The following is a 17,750-nucleotide window of genomic DNA, read 5'->3' as shown; positions in this document are numbered from 1 at the left end:
CTGTCAACGCTTCGCAGTGCACCTCGCGGTGCACTGCGCATGACTCGGGGACAACATGAATCGCTACTTCTTTGTTGTCGGGGACTTTCACCCCTGACCTCCTACCGGTCTCCCGGCGCACTACTGTTTTTTTATACAGTATTATTTACACCCCACAGCATGACCGATTCGCCGAGGAACTCCGCGTGCGCAGCCATCTTGAACCCGTGACCGACGCCTCTCGATTGCTTGCGGCGTTCGGTGTCGCTCTGCCCATCGACGTCCAACTGGAACCGGCTGACGGCGCCGACGCCCTGGCACTATTCATCGTCCCCGCTGAGCACCCGTCGTCCGGCGCGTTGGGCGACGTCAACGTCGGCCGATTCGGGCTGCTGCCGGGGGCAGCGCTCGACGCCGGCATGGCTACGCAGACGCGTCACTGCCGCGTCGAGACGATGAAGTCGAACCCGACCTTCCGGCAGAGCTGGTGGTCCGGCTGGCGCTGCGTCATCCCGGTGGAGCGGCTCAGCCAGTGGAGCCATGCCTCGGGCCAGCCGGCGATGTGGCACATCGGCCGCACGGATGAGCAGCCCATGGGCCTGGCTGGCCTGTGGAGTGCCTGGACGAGCCCGGCGGGCGAGACTCAGCTGTCGTTCTGCGTGCTGACCGTCAGCGGCGAGGGGCACGCCCTCTTCGACCGTCTGAACCCACCGGGGCACGATCGGCGCATGCCCGTCATCCTGCCCGCCGAGGCGCAGCGGCCGTGGCTGCATGGCACGGGCGCCCAGGCGGAACGGCTGCTCGTGCGCTTCCCCGCCGAGCAGTTGCAGGCGTCGCCCCAGGAGCCGGCGAATTGGCCGTCGCGCCTGGCCTGGCCCGATGAGGGCGACCTGTTCGCGGACGAATGGTGGCCCGCGGTGGCCGAAGCCCCGCGCCGCAAGCGCGTTGTCGTACGACGCCGGGCGCCCGACGTGCCGATGCCGATCACGGGCGACCTCTTCGCCTGAGGCCGCCGGCTCCGGCCCTAAGCAGCCGCGGCCGGTGCCTTGCCCGCGATGATCATCGCCAGCACCTCGTCCTCGGTCACGTCGGCTGTGCGGCAGGTGGCGACCGGGCGGCCGTTCTTCATGACCATCAGCCGGTGCGACAGCGCGAACACGTCCGGCATGTCGTGCGTGACCAGCAGGATGCCCACGCCCTCGGCACTCAGGCGGCGGATCAGGTCGTGGACCATCGCTGTCTCGGCTGGGCCCAGCGCGGCGCACGGTTCGTCCATGATCAGCACGCGCGCCTTGAACTGCAGCGCACGCGCGATCGCGACGACCTGGCGCTGCCCGCCCGACAGCGACATCACCGGGTCGGCGATGTTCTTGAAGTTCGGGTTCAACCGCGCGAACAGCGGCACGGCGGCGGCGCGCATGGCGGCGTCGTCCAGCAGGCCCAGGCGCGTGCGGATCTCGCGGCCCAGGAACAGGTTGGCGACCGAGTCCAGGTTGTCGGCCAGCGCCAGTTTCTGGTGGATGGTCTCGATGCCGGCCGCGCGCGAATCGGCCGGGCTGGCGAATTTCACGGCCTGGCCGTTCAGGTGCAGCTCGCCGCCATCGAACGGCAGCGCGCCGGCCAGCATCTGCATCAGCGTGGACTTGCCGGCGCCGTTGTGGCCCAGCACAGCCACCACCTCTCCGGCGGCCAGGCTCAAGCTGACGCCGTCGACCGCGTGAACGCCGCCAAAGGATTTGCGCGCCTCGCGCACTTCAAGCAAGGCCGTCATTTCTGCACCACGCGATCGAAGACCACCGCAGCGACCAGCACCTGGCCCAGCACGACCATGCGCCACCCGATGGTGACGTCGGTCAGCAACAGGCCGCTGTCGATGCTCTGGATGATGAGGGCGCCCAGCACGGTGCCGCCCACGCTGCCGCTACCACCGGCCAGGCTCACGCCGCCGATGACGGCTGCCGCGATGACGGTCAGCTCCATGCCCGTGCCCATCGAGTTCGTGCCGGCATTCAGGCGCGCCATCGCGACGACGGCGGCCAGCGCGACCAACGCCGCCAGCAGCAGGTTCAGCTGGATCATCACGCGACGTACCGGGATGCCGGCCAGCCGCGCCGCGTCGGGGTTGCCACCGATCGCGTAGACATAACGGCCAAAGCGCGTGTGCTTGGCGACAAAGCCCAGCACCAGCACGACGGCCACCCAGATGACGAGCGGCAGCGGCAGGCCCTGGCCCTGCTCCTGGCCCTCGAGCTTGTAGGCGTTGAACACGGCCACGGTGCCGAACACGGCGATGACGGCTAGCGCCGCCTTGAGCAGCTCATGCTTCGCTTGGCCGGGCACGCCGCCGGCGCGCTGCTGAGCGCGGCGCTGCACGAGTTGCCAGCCCAGCAGCACGGCGACGAGGCCCACGCCCAGCAGCCAGCTGCCACGCTCGCCCAGCGAGCCGTCCAGGCCGCCGCCCAGCGCCAGCAGCCACGGTTCGGTCACCGGCTGCGTCTTGCCGTCGGCGACGAGGAAGGCCACGCCGCGCAGCGACACCAGGCCGCCCAGCGTCACGACGAAGGACGGAATGCCGATGACGGCCGACAGCCAGCCCTGGAAGAGTCCCACCGCCAGCGCCAGGCCCAGGCCCGCGAACAGCGACGCGACGACGGACCAGCCCTGCGTGTACTGCAGCCAGGCCATCAGCACGCCGACGGCGCCCAGCAGCGAGCCCACGGCGAGGTCGATCTGGCGCGCGACGATGATCAGCGCCATGCCGCTGGCGACGATGCCGACGACCGCCGTCTGCTGGGCGATGTTGTAGAGGTTCTCCGCCGTCAGGAAGCTGCCGGTGAGCGCATGAAAGCCGATGGCGATGGCCACCAGCACGGCCGCCATGACGGCGAGCCGCTGGGTCTGGGCATTCATCGCGATCCTTACTTGCAGGCGGCCGGCGCCTTGGCCGCGTCGACGCCCTTGCAGGCGACGGCCTTGGTGATCCAGCCGGCGCTGATGACCTCGCCCAGGTTGGCCTGCGTGATGGCCACCGGCGCGAGGAACTTGGCCTGCAGGCTGACCTTGCGTTCACCACCGGCCCACGGGGCGGCGCCCGGCACCTTCTGGCCGCTGGCGAGTTGCACGGCGGCGGCTGCGGCCTCCTTGCCCAGCAGGCGCGAGTCCTTCCAGACGGTGACCGTCTGCGTGCCCAGCGCCACGCGGTTCAGCGCGGCGTGGTCGGCGTCCTGGCCGCTGACCGGTACGCCCTTGATGCCCTTGCCCGCCAGCGCCGCGATGGCGCCACCGGCGGTGCCGTCGTTGCTGGCGACGACCGCGTCCACACCGCCCTTGAGCTTGGTGAGGATCTGCTCCATGTTCTTCTGCGCGACCTCGGGCTTCCAGCCGTCGGTGTACTCCTCGGCGACGATCTTCACGTCGCCTTTCTTGACGGCGTCGGCCAGGGCGTCTTGCTGGCCGGCGCGCAGGAAGTCGGCGTTCGGGTCGCTGGGCGAGCCCTTGATCATCACGTAGCGGCCCTGCGGCTTCACGGCCAGCACGGCCTTGGCCTGCAGTCGGCCCACCTCGCGGTTGTCGAAGGTCAGGTAGAACACTTCGGGCGCTTCGATGAGGCGGTCGTAGGCCACCACAGGCACCTTGCGGGCCTTGGCCTTGTTCAGCGCGGGGACGATGGCGTCCTTGTCCATCGCCAGGATGATGAGCACCTTGGCGCCCTTGGCCAGCAGCGACTCGACGTCGCCGATCTGCTTCTCGGGCGAGCCGCCGGCATCGGCGCTCACGTAGCTGGCGCCCAGGCGGGCGAGTTCGGCCTTGATCGCAGCCTCGTCGGTCTTCCAGCGCTCTTCCTGGAAGTTGGACCAGCTCACACCCACCACGGGGCCGGCGGCCAACGCTGTCGTCGAGGCCATCAAGCCCATCACCAGCGTCGCCGCTGCCCACATCTGCTGTCTGCGCATCTTGTCTCCAACGCCCGTTCGTCCGGGCCGCGGATTCTAGGAACGCAGGCAACAAAAAAGCGACCCTCATGGGTCGCCTTTCATGCGGTTGAAACCGCTTTGTTTCAGCGGCCAGCCAGCGCGGTGGCGCGACGGCCCACGGGGGCCGGGAAATCCCCCAGTTCGCGGGCGGCGTTCTCGCCGTGGTCAGCGGCTTCGGCGGCGGCCGTCTTCGCGTCGGCGCGCAGGTCAGTCGGCTTGACGGCCAGGACGGCCTGGCGGGGCAGCGTGGACGTCGCGATGGCGGCGGCCTTGGCGCTCGCCGGGGTCGTCACTTCGATGCCCTTTTCACCCTGGATGGCGGCCAGTTCACCGCTGTTGCGGGCGGCAACCAAGTCGGCGATAACTTGCTCGCGGGTCAGCGGGGTGGACTGCGTGGTTTGGGCGGAGGCCACTCCGGCGGCGATCAGCAGGGTGGCGGCGATGACGGTGGACAGCTTGCTCATGACGGGCTCCTTCAGTAACTGGCAGGAACGTCCTGCTTTTGGACTGCGGACATCGCGACCGCGCTGTCCATGGGTCTGAACTGTAGGGAGCCGCCCTCGGTAGAAACACTAGGCCAACGGGAACTGACTATTCACCCAACGTGAATAGTCATCCCTAAGTCATCGGCGTTGAGCCGCAACGAGCAATGACCATTCGGCGCCGGTCGTGGGACGCCGTCAAGGCGGCGCCCTGCGGGTTTGCAGGCGCCCGTCTTGTCAGCCGACGCGATACAGGCCGGCACCATGTGCCGGGATCACCTGAGTCAGGCTGCCGGACGCTGTGTCGAGCGGGCGCCGCGCCCACAGGTCGCGCACGGGGACGACGCCCTCCAGCCCCAGGTCGCGCAGCTTCACCGACACCTCGCCGGCCTTGTCCGAGGTGTTGAACAGCGCGACATAGCGGCCCTTGCCGTCGGCCGGCCGCGCGGACCAGATGCGCACGCCGTCGGCGACGAAATGCGGGCGGTTGTCGCTGCTAGCCTGGTCGACGGCCAGCACCTCGGGGTTGGTCAGCAGCGCCAGCGTCGGCTCATCCAGATGGCGCAGGTCGCCGCCCATGATCAGCGGCGAACGGGTGATGGCCCACAGCGTCATCAGCGTGCGCTGCTCGTCGGGCGTGAACTTGGTGTCGCGCGCCCCCAGGGCCAGGCGGCCCAGCGGCAGCATGTCGGGGTCGGGCCAGGCACCGGGGCGGCGCCACGGGTTCCAGTTCTCCAGCCGCGTGAACTGCGCCTCCAGCATCTTCCAGTCGTCCCAGAAGTCGTCCGATATGCGCCACATCTGCGCGTACTGGCGCACGTGCTCACCGCGGATCACCGGAGTCTCGCCGGGCGAGAGGCTCAGCACCATCGGCCGCTTCGTGCGGACGATGGCGCGGTGCGCGGCCTCGATCTCCGGCGCGTGTGCATCGTAGGGGCGGCTCATGTCGTCCATCTTGACGAAGTCCACGCCCCACGACGCGTACAGCGCGAACACGCTGTCGTAGTAGGCCTGGGCGCCGGGCTTGCGCATGTCCACGCCGTACATGTCGGGGTTCCACGAGCAGACGCTGCTGGTGTCGGCCACGTCGGCCGCGCGGTACGCCGTGCCGAGGATGGGCAGGTTGCGCTTCACGGCCAGGCGCGGGATGCCGCGCATCAGGTGGATGCCGAACTTCAGGCCCAGGGCATGAACCTCCGCCGCCAGCGCGGCAAAGCCGCGTCCGCCCGCGGCCGAGGGGAAGCGGTTCTCGGCAGGCAGCAGGCGGCCATGGCCGTCCATCGCCGGCTCCGGGTTGGCGCTGTAGGTGTAGCTCGATGCCGTGGCCTCGTACCACTGGATGTCGATGGTGAAGATGTCGTAGCCCGCAGGCAGCAGCTTGTCGGCCATGATGCGGGCCGTCTCGCGCGCCTGGGCCTCGTCGATGGTGGTGGCGAAGCTGTTCCAGCTGTTCCAGCCCATTGGCGGGGTGGGCGCCAGCAGGGCGGGCGGCGAAGCGGTGCGGCTGGCCGCCTGGGCCGGCAGGGCGGAAGCCGCGACACCGGCTACGCCGGTACCGATCAGTGCGCGTCGACTGAGCATGAGGGTCTCCGAAGTCTTTTTGTGCGAGCGCTGACCGAGGATGGTCAGCCTCGAAGGCTCGGAAAAGTATCGACGGCGCATGCCATGCCGACTTTGAAGGGGGCGATCAAAAAAAGCGCCTGGTGGATATCCAAACCGGCATCACGCCCCGACAGCGCCCCGCAGGGCGCGGCCGTCACCTGTGCTCGAAGTTCGGCGCGCGTTTGGCCAGGAAGGCCTCCATGCCCTCGCGCTGGTCGTGGCTGCCGAACAGCGCATGGAAGTAGCGGCGCTCGACGTTCACGCCGTCGGTCAGCGGCGCCTGGTAGGCGAGGTTGACGAGTTCCTTGATCAGCGCGACCGATGGGCCACTGAAGCCGTTGATCGTCTCGGCGGCGGCCAGCGCCTCCTCGAGCAGCTTGTCCGCCGGCACGACGCGCGACACCAGGCCCGCGCTCTCGGCCTCGGCAGCGGCCATCATGCGGGCCGTCAGCAGCAGGTCCATGGCCTTGCTCTTGCCGACCGCACGCGGCAGGCGCTGTGTACCGCCGGCACCAGGCACGATGCCGAGCTTGATCTCGGGCTGGCCGAACTTGGCCGTGTCCGCCGCGATGATGAAGTCGCACATCATGGCCAGCTCGCAGCCGCCGCCCAGCGCAAAGCCGGCGACCGCCGCGATGACCGGCTTGCGCACCTGCAGGATGGTTTCCCAGTTCTTCGAGATCAGGCCGCTCTTGAAGGCGGTCGCGAAGGTGTGGGGCAGCATGGTGGGGATGTCGGCGCCGGCCGCGAACGCGCGCTCGGAGCCTGTCAGCACGATGGCGCCGATGCCGTCGTCGGCGTCGAAGGCCAGCAGCGCCTCGCCGAGTTCATCCATCAGCTGGTCGTTCAACGCATTCAGCGCCTTGGGGCGGTTCAGCGTGATCAGCGCGGTCTTGCGCGGGCCGTCGCCGTGAACGGCGGTGATGATGCATTCGTAGGTCATTGGCTCAGCCTCCGGGGGATGTCGTTGCTCGATTCTGGCGCGGCCTGAAGCGGCACGCTCTTGAGCATCATGTCGATGTAAGTCTGCTCATCCTGGCGGATGACGAGGCGCACCGGCAGGTATTGCAGCGACGGCGCGAGCCAGACCTCGGCGACGAGGTCGCCGCCGCTCACCTGTGCCTGTGCCGCTCGCGTGGGCCGGAGGTGCCACGCGGCCACCGGTCCCATCGGCGTGGCCAGCGTCTCGTCGCCCAGCACCTCGTACTGCCAGGCATATTGACGGCGTGGCAGCACCAGCGGGAATTGCACGACGCGGCCGGCCTCCAGCGGCTCGCGCCCTGTCAGGAACAGCCAGGTGAGCTGCACGAACTGGCTGGCTGCGTCCTGCGCTCCGCGGGCCACAGGCTGGCGCTGGCCGCTGGCGAGCTGCGCCTCGTCGGGCAGGAAGAAGACGCTGGCACGGCGGGCCTCGCCGAGGATGAATTGGGTCTCCTCGTCGTAGCGCTGCGGTGCGATGCCGTCAGGCGTGAGCCGGCCCTGGCTGCTCATGCGCCGCGTGATGAAGGGCGCAAAGCTCGGGCCCACGCCGACATCCAGGTTCACCTGGTAGCTGCTGCCCTTGCGCAGCCATTCAACCTGCGCCCGGCCGTGCACAGGGCCGCGGTAGTTGCCGGTCAGCTGGTAGGTCAGCCGCGTGGACAACGGCCACTCGGGACCGGGCTCGTCGCTGGACGGTGCGGAGGCCGCGGCGACGGGGGGCGCCGCGGCAGACGCCGCCTCGGCCACAGGCTCGGGCGGCGGCAGCGGCTCGGGGGCCGGCTCGGGCGCGGAGACCGGCTGCGAGGCAGCGGGCGCGGCACCGGCCGTCGTCACCTCGGGCCGTGGCGGCTTCGGTTTTGGCGCGGGGGGCCTGGGCAACACGCGCGCCGTCACCGGCGCCTGCATCGTCATCTCGCGCACGAAGTCGACCTGCATGCGCGGTGGCATCGGCAGCGGGCCGTCATGCACCCAACCGTCCTGGATGCGCTGCACCTCGCTGCCGAGCAGCAGATGCAGTGCCAGCACGGCCGCCACCAGCAGCCACGGTGGCCGCGGGGTCTTCATCGTGAGCTTATGCGCCGAGCCAGCGACGACGGGCCGCCTGGGCGCCATCCGCCAGCGCCAGCCCCACCGCAGCAGGCCGCGCGGGCGGCAGCGCGACGCCCAGCTCCACGAGGCGCTGGTCGCGGCTGACGAGCAGCCGCAACTGGGCCTCGCCAACCTTCAGCAGGCCCGGCGCATCGTCCAGCCGGCGCAGCCGCCAACCGTTGCAGCCAAGGATCTCGTCGCGCGCGTTGACACCGCCAGCCTCGGCCGTACCGCCGGCCAGCACATGGCTGACCTGCACGCCTGTCAGGGCCGACTCGCGCACGCGCAGCCCCAGCCGCTGGGCCACGCTCTGGCGGCCCTCGTCGCGCCACGCGACGCCATACGCGGCGAGCAGCTCGCGCAGAGGCAGCTCGTCGGTGAGATGCACCCAGCCGTGCAGCTGGGCCGCGAGGTCGTCGCCCCCCAGCGCAGCCACGGCCGCGAGGATGTCTCTCTCGCTGACCGGCCCGCCCTCGCTGCGCGTCCAAAGCCGCTGCATCAACGCGTCCAGGCTGGACTTGCGTGCGCGCAGGCTCAGGTCCAGGCACAGCGCGACCAGCGCGCCCTGCGCGTAGTAGTTGCTCGTCGCGTTGGGGCTGTTCTCGTCGGGACGGTAGTACTTGGTCCAGGCCTCGAAGCTCGCCTGCGCCAGCGGCTGCACGCGCCGGCCCGGCGCGGCCAGCACGCCATTGACCGAGGCCTGCAGCAGCTTCAGGTAGCGCGGCGCGTCGACCAAGCCGGCACGGCGCAGGAACAGCTCGTCGTAGTAGCTCGTGAAGCCCTCGAAGAACCACAGCAGCTCGGTGTAGTTCTCGCGCTGGTAGTCCAGGCTCGCGAACTCCGCAGGGCGCAGCCGCTTCACATTCCAGGCGTGGAAGTACTCGTGGCTGAAGAGGCCCAGCAGTCGCGCGTAGTTGTCGCTGGGTGCCGCGGCCTCGATGGCCGTCGGCAGCTCGCGCCGCGAACAGATCAGCGCCGTGCTGGCGCGGTGCTCCAGGCCGCCGTGACCGTCGTCGACGGCCCACAGCAGGAAGCTGTAGCGCTCGAACGGCGCGCCACCCCAGAACGCGATCTGCGCCTCGCAGATGCGCTGCACGTCGGCCAGCAGCCGCTCGCCGTCGAAACTGGGCCAGGCGCCGGCGACGACGACGCGGTGCGGCACGCCCGCGGCCGTGAATTCGCCCTGCCAGTGCGGACCGATCTCGAACGGATGGTCGACCAGCTCGTCGTAGTCCGCCGCCTCGAAGCCGCCATCGCGCTCGGCCATCGCCGTGGCCACGTGCCAGCCCTTGGGCACGCGCGCGAGTTCGATGCGGTGGGGCTCGGCCTCGCGCCCCTGCGCGCGCAGGCACAGGCTGCTCGGGTTGAAGAAGGCCCGCTGGCTGTCCAGCCACGCCGTGCGCACCGACGCGTCGAAGGCGTAGACGTCATAGCTCAGCACCAGCGCCGCGCGGCCGGTGCAGCGCACGCGCCAGCCCGCCTTGTCGAGCTGCTCGACGGCCAGCTCTCGGCTGCCCTGGCGCGCCGTGAGACCGCTGAGGTGCTTGGCGAACTCGCGCACGAGGTAGCTGCCGGGAATCCACACCGGCAGGTTGAACTGCTGCTCGGCCGCCGGGTTGTCCAGCGTCAGCGTGACGCGGTAACGATGGGCCGCGATGTCGGCCAGCTCGATCCGGTAGCGCGGCCCCGCCATCAGCTGCCTGCGGCGGCGAGGAAGCAGCTCAGCGACGACCCCAGCGTGAGCCGGAAGCGCAGCGTCAGCCAGTCGGACGCGCCCAGTTGCGGATAGACGCGGCGGTCGACGACGTAGCAGGCGATCAGCACGCCGCCGTGGAGTGCCAGGCCGGCATAGGGCGACATCAGCACGCCCAGCCAGCCCAGCAGCATGGCGCTGATGCCCCAGACCAGCGGCTGGCGCCCGGGCAAGCCGCGCGCGAAGGACAGGCCCCAATGGATGCCGCCGAGGAACGAGATGACCAAGGCCGCATAGGCGGACAGCGCGAGGCTGACGAAGGCGTGCTGGTCGAGGTCGCGGTCGCCGATCAGCCAGATCAGCAGGAAACCAAGCACGAAGGGCACGAGGCCGGCATAGCCCAGGCGATGCGCGAGCTGGCGGGTTTCGGCGTTCATCGGGGTCAGGACTTGTTGGCCGGCACCAGCGCCTGCAGGCGTTTCTCGAGCTCCACCGCGCCGACGGCGCCGGGAATGCGGTTGCCGTCTTCCAGCACGATGGCCGGCGTGCCGTTCACATGGATCTTGCGCGACAGCGCCAGGTTGCGCTCGATGGCCGCGTCGTCGCATTTCGCCGTGGCCGCCGGCGGCGTCACACCACGGAGCATCCAGCCCAACCACGTGCCGGCGCGGTCGTTGGAACACCAGATCGCGCGCGACTTCTCGGGCGAGTCACCGCCGAGGATGGGGATGAGGAAGGTGTAGACGGTCACGTCCTTCATCTCCTGCAGCGCGGCCTCGAAACGGCGGCAGTAGCCGCAGTTGGGATCGGCGAAGACGGCGATGCGACGCTTGCCGCTGCCGTTCTTCCACGTCACGGCGTCCTTGAACGGCAGCGCCGCGAAGTCCACGCGGTTGAGCTGCGTGATGCGCTCCTCGGTCAGGTTCTTCTTGGCCTTGAGGTCGATCAGGTCGCCTTCGAGCAGAAAGCTGACCGTGGGATCGGTGTAGCGCACCTCGTTGCCGATGACGACCTCCCACAGCCCCGGCATGGGCGCCGGGCGCACCGCGTCGATCTTGGGAGCGCCGGGCATGCGTTCGGCCAGCACCTTGCGGATGTAGGCCTCGTCGACGACCTTGGGCGTCTCGGGCACGCGCGCAGCAGGCGTGGGTGCTGCGGCCTTGCGGTTGGCGGGCTGGTCGGCAACGGCCGGCAGGCTGGCGGCGATGAGCAGGCCGGTGAGGAGGCGGGCGAATGAGGACAACAGCACGATGCGCAACAAGCGGTGAGTGGGTTAGAGACCGAGGGCGCGCTGGGTCAACCAGCGTTTGACGGGGGTGAGTTGGTTGAGCGCGTCCAGCCCGCGGTTGCGCAGACCGTGCGCCGCCGGCGATGCGTGTGTGAACAGCCGCTGCAGCGCGTCCGTCAACTCGCCCATGGCCAGCGTCGGTGCGAGACGTTCGCGGGCGTAGCGGCGCAGCAGGCGCTCGTCGCCCAGCGGCCGCCACGCTTCGCGCCCGGACAGCACGCGGGCCAGCGCAGAAACATCGCCCAGGCCCAGGTTGAGGCCCTGGCCGGCCAGCGGGTGGACGATGTGGGCCGCGTCGCCCAGCAGCACCCAGCCGGGGCCGCTGACCGCATCCGCCCGGGCCAGCGCCAGCGGCCAGCTCGAACGCTCGCTGCCGAGCTTGAGCTCGCCCGCGGCGCCTGCCGTGGCGGCATTCAATTCACGCTCGAACTCCTCGGCCGACAAGTCCTGCAGCCGTTGGGCCTTGGCCTCCGCGCAGGACCAGACAAGACCGTAGGACGCGCCCGGCATCGGCTTCTCGAACGGCAGCAAGGCCAGCACCTCGCCTCCGGGCTGGAACCACTGGCGGGCGACGCCTTGATGGGGGCGGTCCGCCGACAGCCGCGCAGCCAGCGCACGATGGCCGTAGGCCTGCGGCTTGAACTCGACGCCCAGCGCCGCGCGTGCGGCCGATTCGCGGCCTTCGCACAGTGCCGTCAGCGCAGCAGGCGTGTTGTCGGGCACGTTGTGCACGTGGGGAGAGAAGCGCAGCGCCGTGGCCAGTTGGGCGTCCAACGCTGCAGCATCGACGATGACGGCCAGTTCCCGCAGCCCCTGCTGCCAGGCCGAGAAGCTGAGGCGCCCGCCGGGTTGACTTTCCGTGGCGTCGCCGCAGACGACCATGTCGTAGACCGGGCTGACGGCGTCGGCCGGCAGGCTGTCCCAGACCTTGAGCTCCGTCAGCAATGCGACCGACGCGGCGTTCAGCGCATAGGTGCGAACGTCGTCCGTCCTGGGGGCCTCGGGCGCGCCGGTCATGCCGACACTCAGCCCCTGCGCAGCCAGACTGAGCGCCAGGCTGCTACCCACCGCCCCTCGGCCCCTGACCAACACATCGACGCTTTGCATGCCGCGATTGTAGGCAGGGGGTGTGACCGCAACGCGGCGCAGGGGTGTGCCTGTGGGCTTGCCGCGCCGGCCGACTAAAATCGGCCGCTTCGCCACCGGCATCGGCTGGTCGCACCTCCCCAACGGAAAGCCTGACATGAGCCTCAAATGCGGCATCGTGGGCCTGCCCAATGTCGGCAAGTCCACGCTCTTCAACGCCCTGACCAAAGCCGGCATCGCCGCCGAGAACTACCCCTTCTGCACGATCGAGCCCAACGTGGGCATCGTCGAGCTGCCCGACCCGCGCCTCGCCGCACTGGCCGAGATCGTCAAGCCCGAGCGCGTTCTGCCCGCCGTGGTGGAGTTCGTCGACATCGCTGGCCTGGTGGCCGGCGCCAGCAAGGGCGAAGGCCTGGGCAACCAGTTCCTCTCGCACATCCGCGAGACAGACGCCATCGTCAACGTCGTGCGCTGCTTCGAGGACCCGAACGTCATCCACGTGAATGGCAAGGTCGACCCGATTTCCGACATCGAGGTGATCCAGACCGAGCTGTGCCTGGCCGACCTTGGCACCGTCGAGAAGAGCCTGCACCGCTACAACAAGGTCGCCCGCGCCGGTGACAAGGAAGCCATCGCGCTGGTCAAGGTGCTGGAGAAGTGCCAGGCCGCGCTGGACCAGGCCAAGCCGGTGCGCACCATCGACTTCAGCAAGGAAGAGCTGGCCATCCTCAAGCCGCTGTGCCTGATCACGGCCAAGCCGGCGATGTTCGTCGGCAACGTGTCGGAAGACGGTTTCGAGAACAACCCCTTCCTCGACCGCCTGAAGGAATACGCAGCGGCCCAGAACGGTCCTGTCGTGGCGATCTGCGCCAAGACGGAGGCCGAGCTATCTGAGATGGAAGACGAGGACCGCGCGCTGTTCCTGGCCGAGATGGGTCAGGACGAACCGGGTCTGAACCGCCTGATCCGTGCCGCCTTCAAGCTGCTGGGACTGCAGACCTACTTCACCGCCGGTGTGAAGGAAGTGCGCGCCTGGACCATCCACATCGGCGATACCGGACCGCAGGCCGCCGGTGTCATCCACACCGACTTCGAACGCGGCTACATCCGCGCCCAGACCATCGCCTACGACGACTTCATCCAGTACCGCGGCGAGCAAGGCGCCAAGGATGCCGGCAAGATGCGTGCAGAAGGCAAGGAATACATCGTCAAGGACGGAGACGTACTCCACTTTCTCTTCAACGTCTGAAGGGAAGTTCGTCGCTCTCGGCGACCATTCCACGACCAAGTCAAACCCGCCTCGGCGGGTTTTTGTTGCTCATGCACGAGAGAGGGCGCCCGGTCTGCCCTCAGCCCCCGCATCAATCGATTTGATGAGTCCTATAGGCTGAAGAACGACTATTCGACGCCGCGCGCAGAAGCTCGTGGCGCGGTGGATCGCTACCTGGCAATCCATCAAGCAACTAGGCCCGCAGCCGGGTGCATCCAGGAGTTGGAACAACTCCACTTCTCGACGGGCACGACGACGCCCACGCTCTTGCGCCAACTACAGATCAGCTGAGGGTTTGGCAGGCGCCCCGTAAGCGTGGCCTCACGGCCCTCCGCGGTGCGGTGGCCGGGACTGCGTCGCCTGGTTGTGCGACTCACTTTACGCGAGCCGTGTCCCGATCTTTACACTGCCTACTGCTTGCTCAACACGTGGTCGCGTTCCATCGCCTGGAGCATGTCTTTAGCGAACGACTCGAAGAGTTCATCTGAGACGGCCGACAAAACTGTCGCCGTTCCAACATTGCTTGTGTAGGTCCAGAGCGTCGCGTAGTTGTCGCTACGCAGAACTATGGCTCTTATCTCCAAGTTCGGCCTGCAGCCCATATCAGTGCAGTCCAAGTGAAGCGCGGTCACAGACAGCCTCAGGATCGACTCGCTTTGAGATGCCGGGTCGATACGAAGGCCGTACGACTTGGCCATTGTCGGAAAGCGTTCCGTGAAGCCTTTGAACATGACGCTCACGAGGGCCCTGCTGTCGGACAACGCCCGTTGCTTGTCCTGTTCGCTAATGCTTGATCCGCCCTTGACACTCGATGTGCGAGAAATGTTGATCGCCTTGGGCAGTTCCAAATTGAGCGACAACTTGGTGCTGCCAATCGCCCCTTTTGCGTCTCCAGAAGTCTTTGCATCGCGCACAGCACAGCTGGCCAAAATCAAACTGCACAACAGAAAAAGTACGGCGATGCGCCTGCGCATAGGGTCTCCTCTCAAGGTGTAAAGATACCAGGCGCAATCGCTTCGACGCGGCCCATGGAAGCAGCTCGCGCTTCCGGGCCGGCATACGTGGTAGCTCAGATGTCCAGCACGTGTCGCAGCAACCCGAAGCCCACGCGCCACTTGGTGCCATCACCCGGGTCGATGCTGGCGGTGCGCTCGTTGATGCGCACGATGGTGCCGACCACGGTGTTGAGGTACTTGTCCTCGAAGGCGACCTTCTCGCCGCAGCGGAAGTCGTTGCGCGTGGGTCGAGGCGCAGCAGGTGCTGGCGCGGCTTCGGCTTGCCGTGCCGCGGCGTTCGGCGCCGGTGGCTCGATGGCTGCATAGGGCAGCTTCCATTCGCGACGCTCGCGCAGGTCTTGCAGCGTGACCTGGGTGTCGCGCAGGGCCACGACATTGCCTTCACGCAGGCTGCCATCGCGCCAGTCCAGGAAGCGCACGGTCTGGCCCAGGTGCATGTCCCTGCGTACCGCGATGATGCGTCGCGGGTCGGCCAGCAGTCGCTCGATCAGCGTGCTGAGCTGGAACAGCTCCAGGCTGCTGGCCTGATGAAGGACGTCCAGCAGTCGTGGGTCGATGCTCGGCCCGCTCATGCCGCCGCGCGCGCCTGGGCGTCGGCGCGCTGGCCGCCGATGTTCCACGGCAGCAGCTCGTCGATGCGGTTCACCGGATGGTCGGCGATGCGCTGCAGCACCTCGCGCAGATATGCCTCGGGGTCGAGTCCGTTGAGCTTGGCGGTCTCGATCAGGCTGTACATCGACGCCGCGCGCTCGCCACCCGCGTTCGAACCCATGAACAGGTAGTTGCCGCGCCCGAGCGCCACGCCGCGCAGCGCACGCTCGGCGGCCGAGTTGTCGATCTCGATGCGACCGTCGTCCACGTAGCGCGTCAACGCCTTCCAGCGCGCCAGGCTGTAGCGGGCTGCCTTGGCCAACTCCGACTTCGTCGACACCTGGGTCAGCACACCCTGCAGCCAGAGGTGGAACTTCTCCAGCAAGGGACCGGCTCGCGCCTGGCGCTGCTGGCGTCGCACCTCGGGTGGACGACCGCGGATGTCGGCCTCCACTGCATACAGCCCCTGGATGTGGCGCAGCGCTTGCGCCGCCAGCCCGGTGTCGTCCCGGTGCTGCTCGTACAGGTCCCACCACGGCCGTCGCGCGTGAGCCCAGCATGCCGCTTCGACCACGTGGCCGCCGTCGTAGAGCGCGTTCCAGCCCCCGTAGGCATCGGCCTGCAGGATGCCGCGGAAGTCGCGCAGGTGGCGCTGCGGGTGCTCGCCCTTGCGGTCGGCCGAGTAGCGGAACCAGACCGCCGGCGGCGTGAGGTCGCCCGCAGACCGGTCGTCGCGCACGTAGACCCACAGCCTGCCGGTGCGCGTCTTGCCTTCGCCTGGCGCCAGCACCTTCACCGGCGTGTCGTCGGCATGCACCTTGGCTGCGTGCAGCACGTGTCGGCCCAGCGCGGCAACGAGGGGATCGAACAAGGTGTGGACCTGCTCCACCCAGCCGGCCATCGTGCTGGGGTCGATCTCGACGCCTTCGCGCGCGTAGACGCGGCTCTGGCGGTGCAGAGGTGAGTGATCGCAATACTTGGACACCGTCACGTGGGCCAGCAGCGCCGGACCCGCGAGACCTCGCGCGATCGGCCGACTCGGTGCGCTGGCCTGGAAGATGGCCTCGCACTTCGTGCACGCCAGCTTGGGTCTCACGGTGCGGATGACCTTGAAGCGTGCCGGCACGTACTCCAGGTGCTCTGAGACGTCGGCGCCGATGCTGCGCAGCCGGCCACCGCAGGCCGTGCAGCCGCAAGACTGACCCGCGGCGTCGTGATGCGCGGGGCTGGTCGCAGGACGAACTTCGCGCTGTTCTCGCGGCAGGTGATCCGGCAGGCTGCGGTCGACGCTGCCGGCATTGGCCGCCGGCGCGGTGGGCTTGCGCACCGGCAGCTGCTCCAACCCGACCGGTTCGATGAGGCTGACCTGCAGATCGAATCGCTCGCTGGAAGTGCCGAACTCCGCGCGCACGCGTCGCGCCAGTTGCAGCTTGAGCTTGTCGACCATCAGCTTGAGCCGTTGCACCTCGTTGGCGCTGGCGCGCAGTTGCTGCTTGAGCAGCTGCGCATCGTCGGGCAGTTGGCTGATCGGGTCGGCGTCTTGCGGCACGGACCGCAGTGTGCGGCACGCCCACCGCGGCCACATTGGGATCACTCCCAGGGCGCAAGCGTTATGCAGCCAACTGAGGAGAGTGCGTGCGTGTCGGCATGCGCCAATCGATGCCTTCGAGCAGCATCGACAGTTGTGCAGCGGTCAGCGCCACGCGGCCGTCGACGGCCTGCGGCCAGACGAAGCGGCCGCGTTCCAGACGCTTGGCCAGCAGCATCAGGCCCTGGCCATCGAACCACAGCACCTTGACGATGTCGCCGCGCCGACCACGGAAGACGAACACGTGGCCGTCGAACGGGTTCTCGGCCAGCACCGTCTGCACCACGGCGGCCAGGCCATCGAAGCCCTTGCGCATGTCGGTGTGGCCTGCCACGAGCCACACACGCGTGTTTACCGGCAGGCCGATCATGCGAGGCTGCGCAGCGCGGTGAGCAGCGCAACAAGGCTCTGCGGATCGACGGCGCCATGCAGCCGCAGTCGAGCCCCGGCGAAGTCGAGTTCGATGCTGCCGGCGGTGGGGGTCGCGCACGGTGTCGGCACGGGAGGTGGCGGCGCCGCCGTATCGCACGATGGGGCCGAGGTGAGCGTGATGGGTAGCAGCAGCGGTGCCGATGCTTGTGTGGGCCCTGCGCCGGCGGCCTCGGCAGCACGATGTTCGCGGCGCCACTTGAACACCAGGTTGGCGTTGATGCCGTGGGCCATCGCGATACTGGACACCGACGCACCGGGCAGCAGGCATTGCCGGACCAGCTCGCGCTTGAGCTCGGGGCTGTGGTCGCGCCGGCGGCGCCTGGAGGGTGTGTCTTGATCGGCCATGGTGTGCGCTAGCGATGCCTGATGCACACCATCTCGGGTGCGCAGGATCAGCCGATCTTGGTCAGAACACCACCGGCCCACCAGAGGGCCGTGAGGCCACGCTTACGGCGCCCCGCCCCAAGACGCACTACGAACCATTAAAAATCGAATATCAGTCCCGCAAAAGCGAAACCCCCACCAGTTTTCACTGATGGGGGTTGGCTTGAATAATAGCCTGACGATGACCTACTTTCACACGGGAATCCGCACTATCATCGGCGCTGACTCGTTTCACTGTCCTGTTCGGGATGGGAAGGAGTGGGACCAAGTCGCTATGGTCGTCAGGCTTGACTGG

18 protein-coding genes and 1 rRNA gene are annotated in these 17,750 nt (G+C 68.4%); 2 read left to right on the top strand and 17 right to left on the bottom strand.

The window, feature by feature from the left end:
• The first annotated feature begins 185 nt into the window (after window positions 1-185).
• A complete protein-coding gene (locus ACG04R_RS28025; protein WP_394417981.1) occupies window positions 186-986 on the top strand; it encodes an SOS response-associated peptidase family protein in 801 nt (266 codons plus the stop codon).
• Between the two features lie 17 nt (window positions 987-1,003).
• On the opposite strand, the gene ACG04R_RS28020 is transcribed toward ACG04R_RS28025, so the two are convergent.
• The 11 genes from ACG04R_RS28020 to ACG04R_RS27970 form a co-directional block, all read right to left on the bottom strand.
• Window positions 1,004-1,750 carry an ATP-binding cassette domain-containing protein gene (locus ACG04R_RS28020; RefSeq protein ID WP_394417978.1) on the bottom strand — a complete coding sequence of 249 codons (747 nt, stop codon included), beginning with the start codon at window positions 1,748-1,750 and terminating at the stop codon, window positions 1,004-1,006.
• On the bottom strand, window positions 1,747-2,889 hold the full coding sequence (locus tag ACG04R_RS28015) for a sugar ABC transporter permease (RefSeq protein ID WP_394417975.1): 1,143 nt from the start codon (window positions 2,887-2,889) through the stop codon (window positions 1,747-1,749). The genes ACG04R_RS28020 and ACG04R_RS28015 overlap by 4 nt, the downstream gene beginning before the upstream one ends.
• An 8-nt stretch (window positions 2,890-2,897) precedes the next feature.
• A complete protein-coding gene (locus ACG04R_RS28010) occupies window positions 2,898-3,932 on the bottom strand; it encodes a substrate-binding domain-containing protein (RefSeq protein WP_394417972.1) in 1,035 nt (344 codons plus the stop codon).
• Between the two features lie 104 nt (window positions 3,933-4,036).
• Window positions 4,037-4,417 (bottom strand): DUF4148 domain-containing protein, encoded by a 381-nt coding sequence (locus ACG04R_RS28005; RefSeq protein ID WP_394417969.1) that lies wholly within the window; start codon window positions 4,415-4,417, stop codon window positions 4,037-4,039.
• A 255-nt stretch (window positions 4,418-4,672) separates the two neighbouring features.
• Window positions 4,673-6,016 carry a glycoside hydrolase family 27 protein gene (locus ACG04R_RS28000; RefSeq protein ID WP_394417966.1) on the bottom strand — a complete coding sequence of 448 codons (1,344 nt, stop codon included), beginning with the start codon at window positions 6,014-6,016 and terminating at the stop codon, window positions 4,673-4,675.
• A gap of 175 nt (window positions 6,017-6,191) precedes the next feature.
• Window positions 6,192-6,980 carry an enoyl-CoA hydratase gene (locus tag ACG04R_RS27995; RefSeq protein ID WP_394417963.1) on the bottom strand — a complete coding sequence of 263 codons (789 nt, stop codon included), beginning with the start codon at window positions 6,978-6,980 and terminating at the stop codon, window positions 6,192-6,194.
• Window positions 6,977-8,083: a DUF3108 domain-containing protein gene (locus ACG04R_RS27990; protein ID WP_394417960.1), complete on the bottom strand. Its 1,107-nt coding sequence runs from the start codon at window positions 8,081-8,083 to the stop codon at window positions 6,977-6,979. Before ACG04R_RS27990 ends, ACG04R_RS27995 begins: the two co-directional genes overlap by 4 nt.
• Before the next feature lie 7 nt (window positions 8,084-8,090).
• Window positions 8,091-9,800, bottom strand: coding sequence for a M61 family metallopeptidase (locus ACG04R_RS27985; RefSeq protein ID WP_394417957.1), 1,710 nt, complete (start codon window positions 9,798-9,800; stop codon window positions 8,091-8,093).
• Window positions 9,800-10,237 carry a DUF3429 domain-containing protein gene (locus tag ACG04R_RS27980; RefSeq protein WP_394417954.1) on the bottom strand — a complete coding sequence of 146 codons (438 nt, stop codon included), beginning with the start codon at window positions 10,235-10,237 and terminating at the stop codon, window positions 9,800-9,802. The genes ACG04R_RS27985 and ACG04R_RS27980 overlap by 1 nt, the downstream gene beginning before the upstream one ends.
• A 5-nt stretch (window positions 10,238-10,242) precedes the next feature.
• Window positions 10,243-11,043: a DsbC family protein gene (locus tag ACG04R_RS27975; RefSeq protein ID WP_394417951.1), complete on the bottom strand. Its 801-nt coding sequence runs from the start codon at window positions 11,041-11,043 to the stop codon at window positions 10,243-10,245.
• Window positions 11,044-11,073: 30 nt separating this feature from the next.
• Window positions 11,074-12,195: an FAD-dependent monooxygenase gene (locus tag ACG04R_RS27970; protein ID WP_394417948.1), complete on the bottom strand. Its 1,122-nt coding sequence runs from the start codon at window positions 12,193-12,195 to the stop codon at window positions 11,074-11,076.
• Window positions 12,196-12,331: 136 nt separating this feature from the next.
• Here ACG04R_RS27970 and ychF point away from each other — a divergent pair, with 136 nt between their 5' ends.
• A complete protein-coding gene (ychF, locus tag ACG04R_RS27965; RefSeq protein WP_394417945.1) occupies window positions 12,332-13,423 on the top strand; it encodes a redox-regulated ATPase YchF in 1,092 nt (363 codons plus the stop codon).
• A 431-nt stretch (window positions 13,424-13,854) separates the two neighbouring features.
• Here ychF and ACG04R_RS27960 read toward each other — a convergent pair whose 3' ends face one another.
• The 6 genes from ACG04R_RS27960 to rrf all read right to left on the bottom strand — a co-directional run bounded on the left by ACG04R_RS27960 (window position 13,855) and on the right by rrf (window position 17,741).
• The gene (locus ACG04R_RS27960; RefSeq protein WP_394417942.1) at window positions 13,855-14,418 is read right to left on the bottom strand and encodes a hypothetical protein; all 564 of its coding nucleotides are present in this window, start codon (window positions 14,416-14,418) and stop codon (window positions 13,855-13,857) included.
• Between the two features lie 95 nt (window positions 14,419-14,513).
• Window positions 14,514-15,032, bottom strand: coding sequence for a hypothetical protein (locus ACG04R_RS27955; protein WP_394417939.1), 519 nt, complete (start codon window positions 15,030-15,032; stop codon window positions 14,514-14,516).
• Window positions 15,029-16,636, bottom strand: a complete 1,608-nt coding sequence (gene tnpC / locus ACG04R_RS27950; protein ID WP_394417936.1) for an IS66 family transposase — start codon at window positions 16,634-16,636, stop codon at window positions 15,029-15,031. Before tnpC ends, ACG04R_RS27955 begins: the two co-directional genes overlap by 4 nt.
• Before the next feature lie 25 nt (window positions 16,637-16,661).
• Window positions 16,662-17,009, bottom strand: coding sequence for an IS66 family insertion sequence element accessory protein TnpB (tnpB, locus tag ACG04R_RS27945; protein ID WP_394417933.1), 348 nt, complete (start codon window positions 17,007-17,009; stop codon window positions 16,662-16,664).
• The gene (tnpA, locus tag ACG04R_RS27940; RefSeq protein WP_394417930.1) at window positions 17,006-17,416 is read right to left on the bottom strand and encodes an IS66-like element accessory protein TnpA; all 411 of its coding nucleotides are present in this window, start codon (window positions 17,414-17,416) and stop codon (window positions 17,006-17,008) included. Before tnpA ends, tnpB begins: the two co-directional genes overlap by 4 nt.
• Before the next feature lie 212 nt (window positions 17,417-17,628).
• Window positions 17,629-17,741 (bottom strand): 5S ribosomal RNA (rrf, locus tag ACG04R_RS27935).
• Window positions 17,742-17,750: the final 9 nt, after the last annotated feature.

Origin of the sequence: Pelomonas candidula, from assembly GCF_043555985.1 — a bacterium.
Taxonomy (GTDB): Bacteria; Pseudomonadota; Gammaproteobacteria; order Burkholderiales; family Burkholderiaceae_C; genus Pelomonas; species Pelomonas candidula.
The sequence above is the reverse complement of the archived record's forward strand: the minus strand, read 5'-3'. Positions and strand labels throughout refer to the sequence as shown.

Excerpts from the sequence above, each read along its gene's own strand:
- ACG04R_RS28020 (WP_394417978.1), bottom strand. The coding sequence starts at position 1,750 with ATGACGGCCTTGCTTGAAGTGCGCGAGGCGCGCAAATCCTTTGGCGGC.
- ACG04R_RS28015 (WP_394417975.1), bottom strand. The coding sequence starts at position 2,889 with ATGAATGCCCAGACCCAGCGGCTCGCCGTCATGGCGGCCGTGCTGGTG.
- ACG04R_RS28010 (WP_394417972.1), bottom strand. The coding sequence starts at position 3,932 with ATGCGCAGACAGCAGATGTGGGCAGCGGCGACGCTGGTGATGGGCTTG.
- ACG04R_RS28005 (WP_394417969.1), bottom strand. The coding sequence starts at position 4,417 with ATGAGCAAGCTGTCCACCGTCATCGCCGCCACCCTGCTGATCGCCGCC.
- ACG04R_RS28000 (WP_394417966.1), bottom strand. The coding sequence starts at position 6,016 with ATGCTCAGTCGACGCGCACTGATCGGTACCGGCGTAGCCGGTGTCGCG.
- ACG04R_RS27995 (WP_394417963.1), bottom strand. The coding sequence starts at position 6,980 with ATGACCTACGAATGCATCATCACCGCCGTTCACGGCGACGGCCCGCGC.
- ACG04R_RS27990 (WP_394417960.1), bottom strand. The coding sequence starts at position 8,083 with ATGAAGACCCCGCGGCCACCGTGGCTGCTGGTGGCGGCCGTGCTGGCA.
- ACG04R_RS27985 (WP_394417957.1), bottom strand. The coding sequence starts at position 9,800 with ATGGCGGGGCCGCGCTACCGGATCGAGCTGGCCGACATCGCGGCCCAT.
- ACG04R_RS27980 (WP_394417954.1), bottom strand. The coding sequence starts at position 10,237 with ATGAACGCCGAAACCCGCCAGCTCGCGCATCGCCTGGGCTATGCCGGC.
- ACG04R_RS27970 (WP_394417948.1), bottom strand. The coding sequence starts at position 12,195 with ATGCAAAGCGTCGATGTGTTGGTCAGGGGCCGAGGGGCGGTGGGTAGC.
- ychF (WP_394417945.1), top strand. The coding sequence starts at position 12,332 with ATGAGCCTCAAATGCGGCATCGTGGGCCTGCCCAATGTCGGCAAGTCC.
- ACG04R_RS27960 (WP_394417942.1), bottom strand. The coding sequence starts at position 14,418 with ATGCGCAGGCGCATCGCCGTACTTTTTCTGTTGTGCAGTTTGATTTTG.
- ACG04R_RS27955 (WP_394417939.1), bottom strand. The coding sequence starts at position 15,032 with ATGAGCGGGCCGAGCATCGACCCACGACTGCTGGACGTCCTTCATCAG.
- tnpC (WP_394417936.1), bottom strand. The coding sequence starts at position 16,636 with ATGTGGCCGCGGTGGGCGTGCCGCACACTGCGGTCCGTGCCGCAAGAC.
- tnpB (WP_394417933.1), bottom strand. The coding sequence starts at position 17,009 with ATGATCGGCCTGCCGGTAAACACGCGTGTGTGGCTCGTGGCAGGCCAC.
- tnpA (WP_394417930.1), bottom strand. The coding sequence starts at position 17,416 with ATGGCCGATCAAGACACACCCTCCAGGCGCCGCCGGCGCGACCACAGC.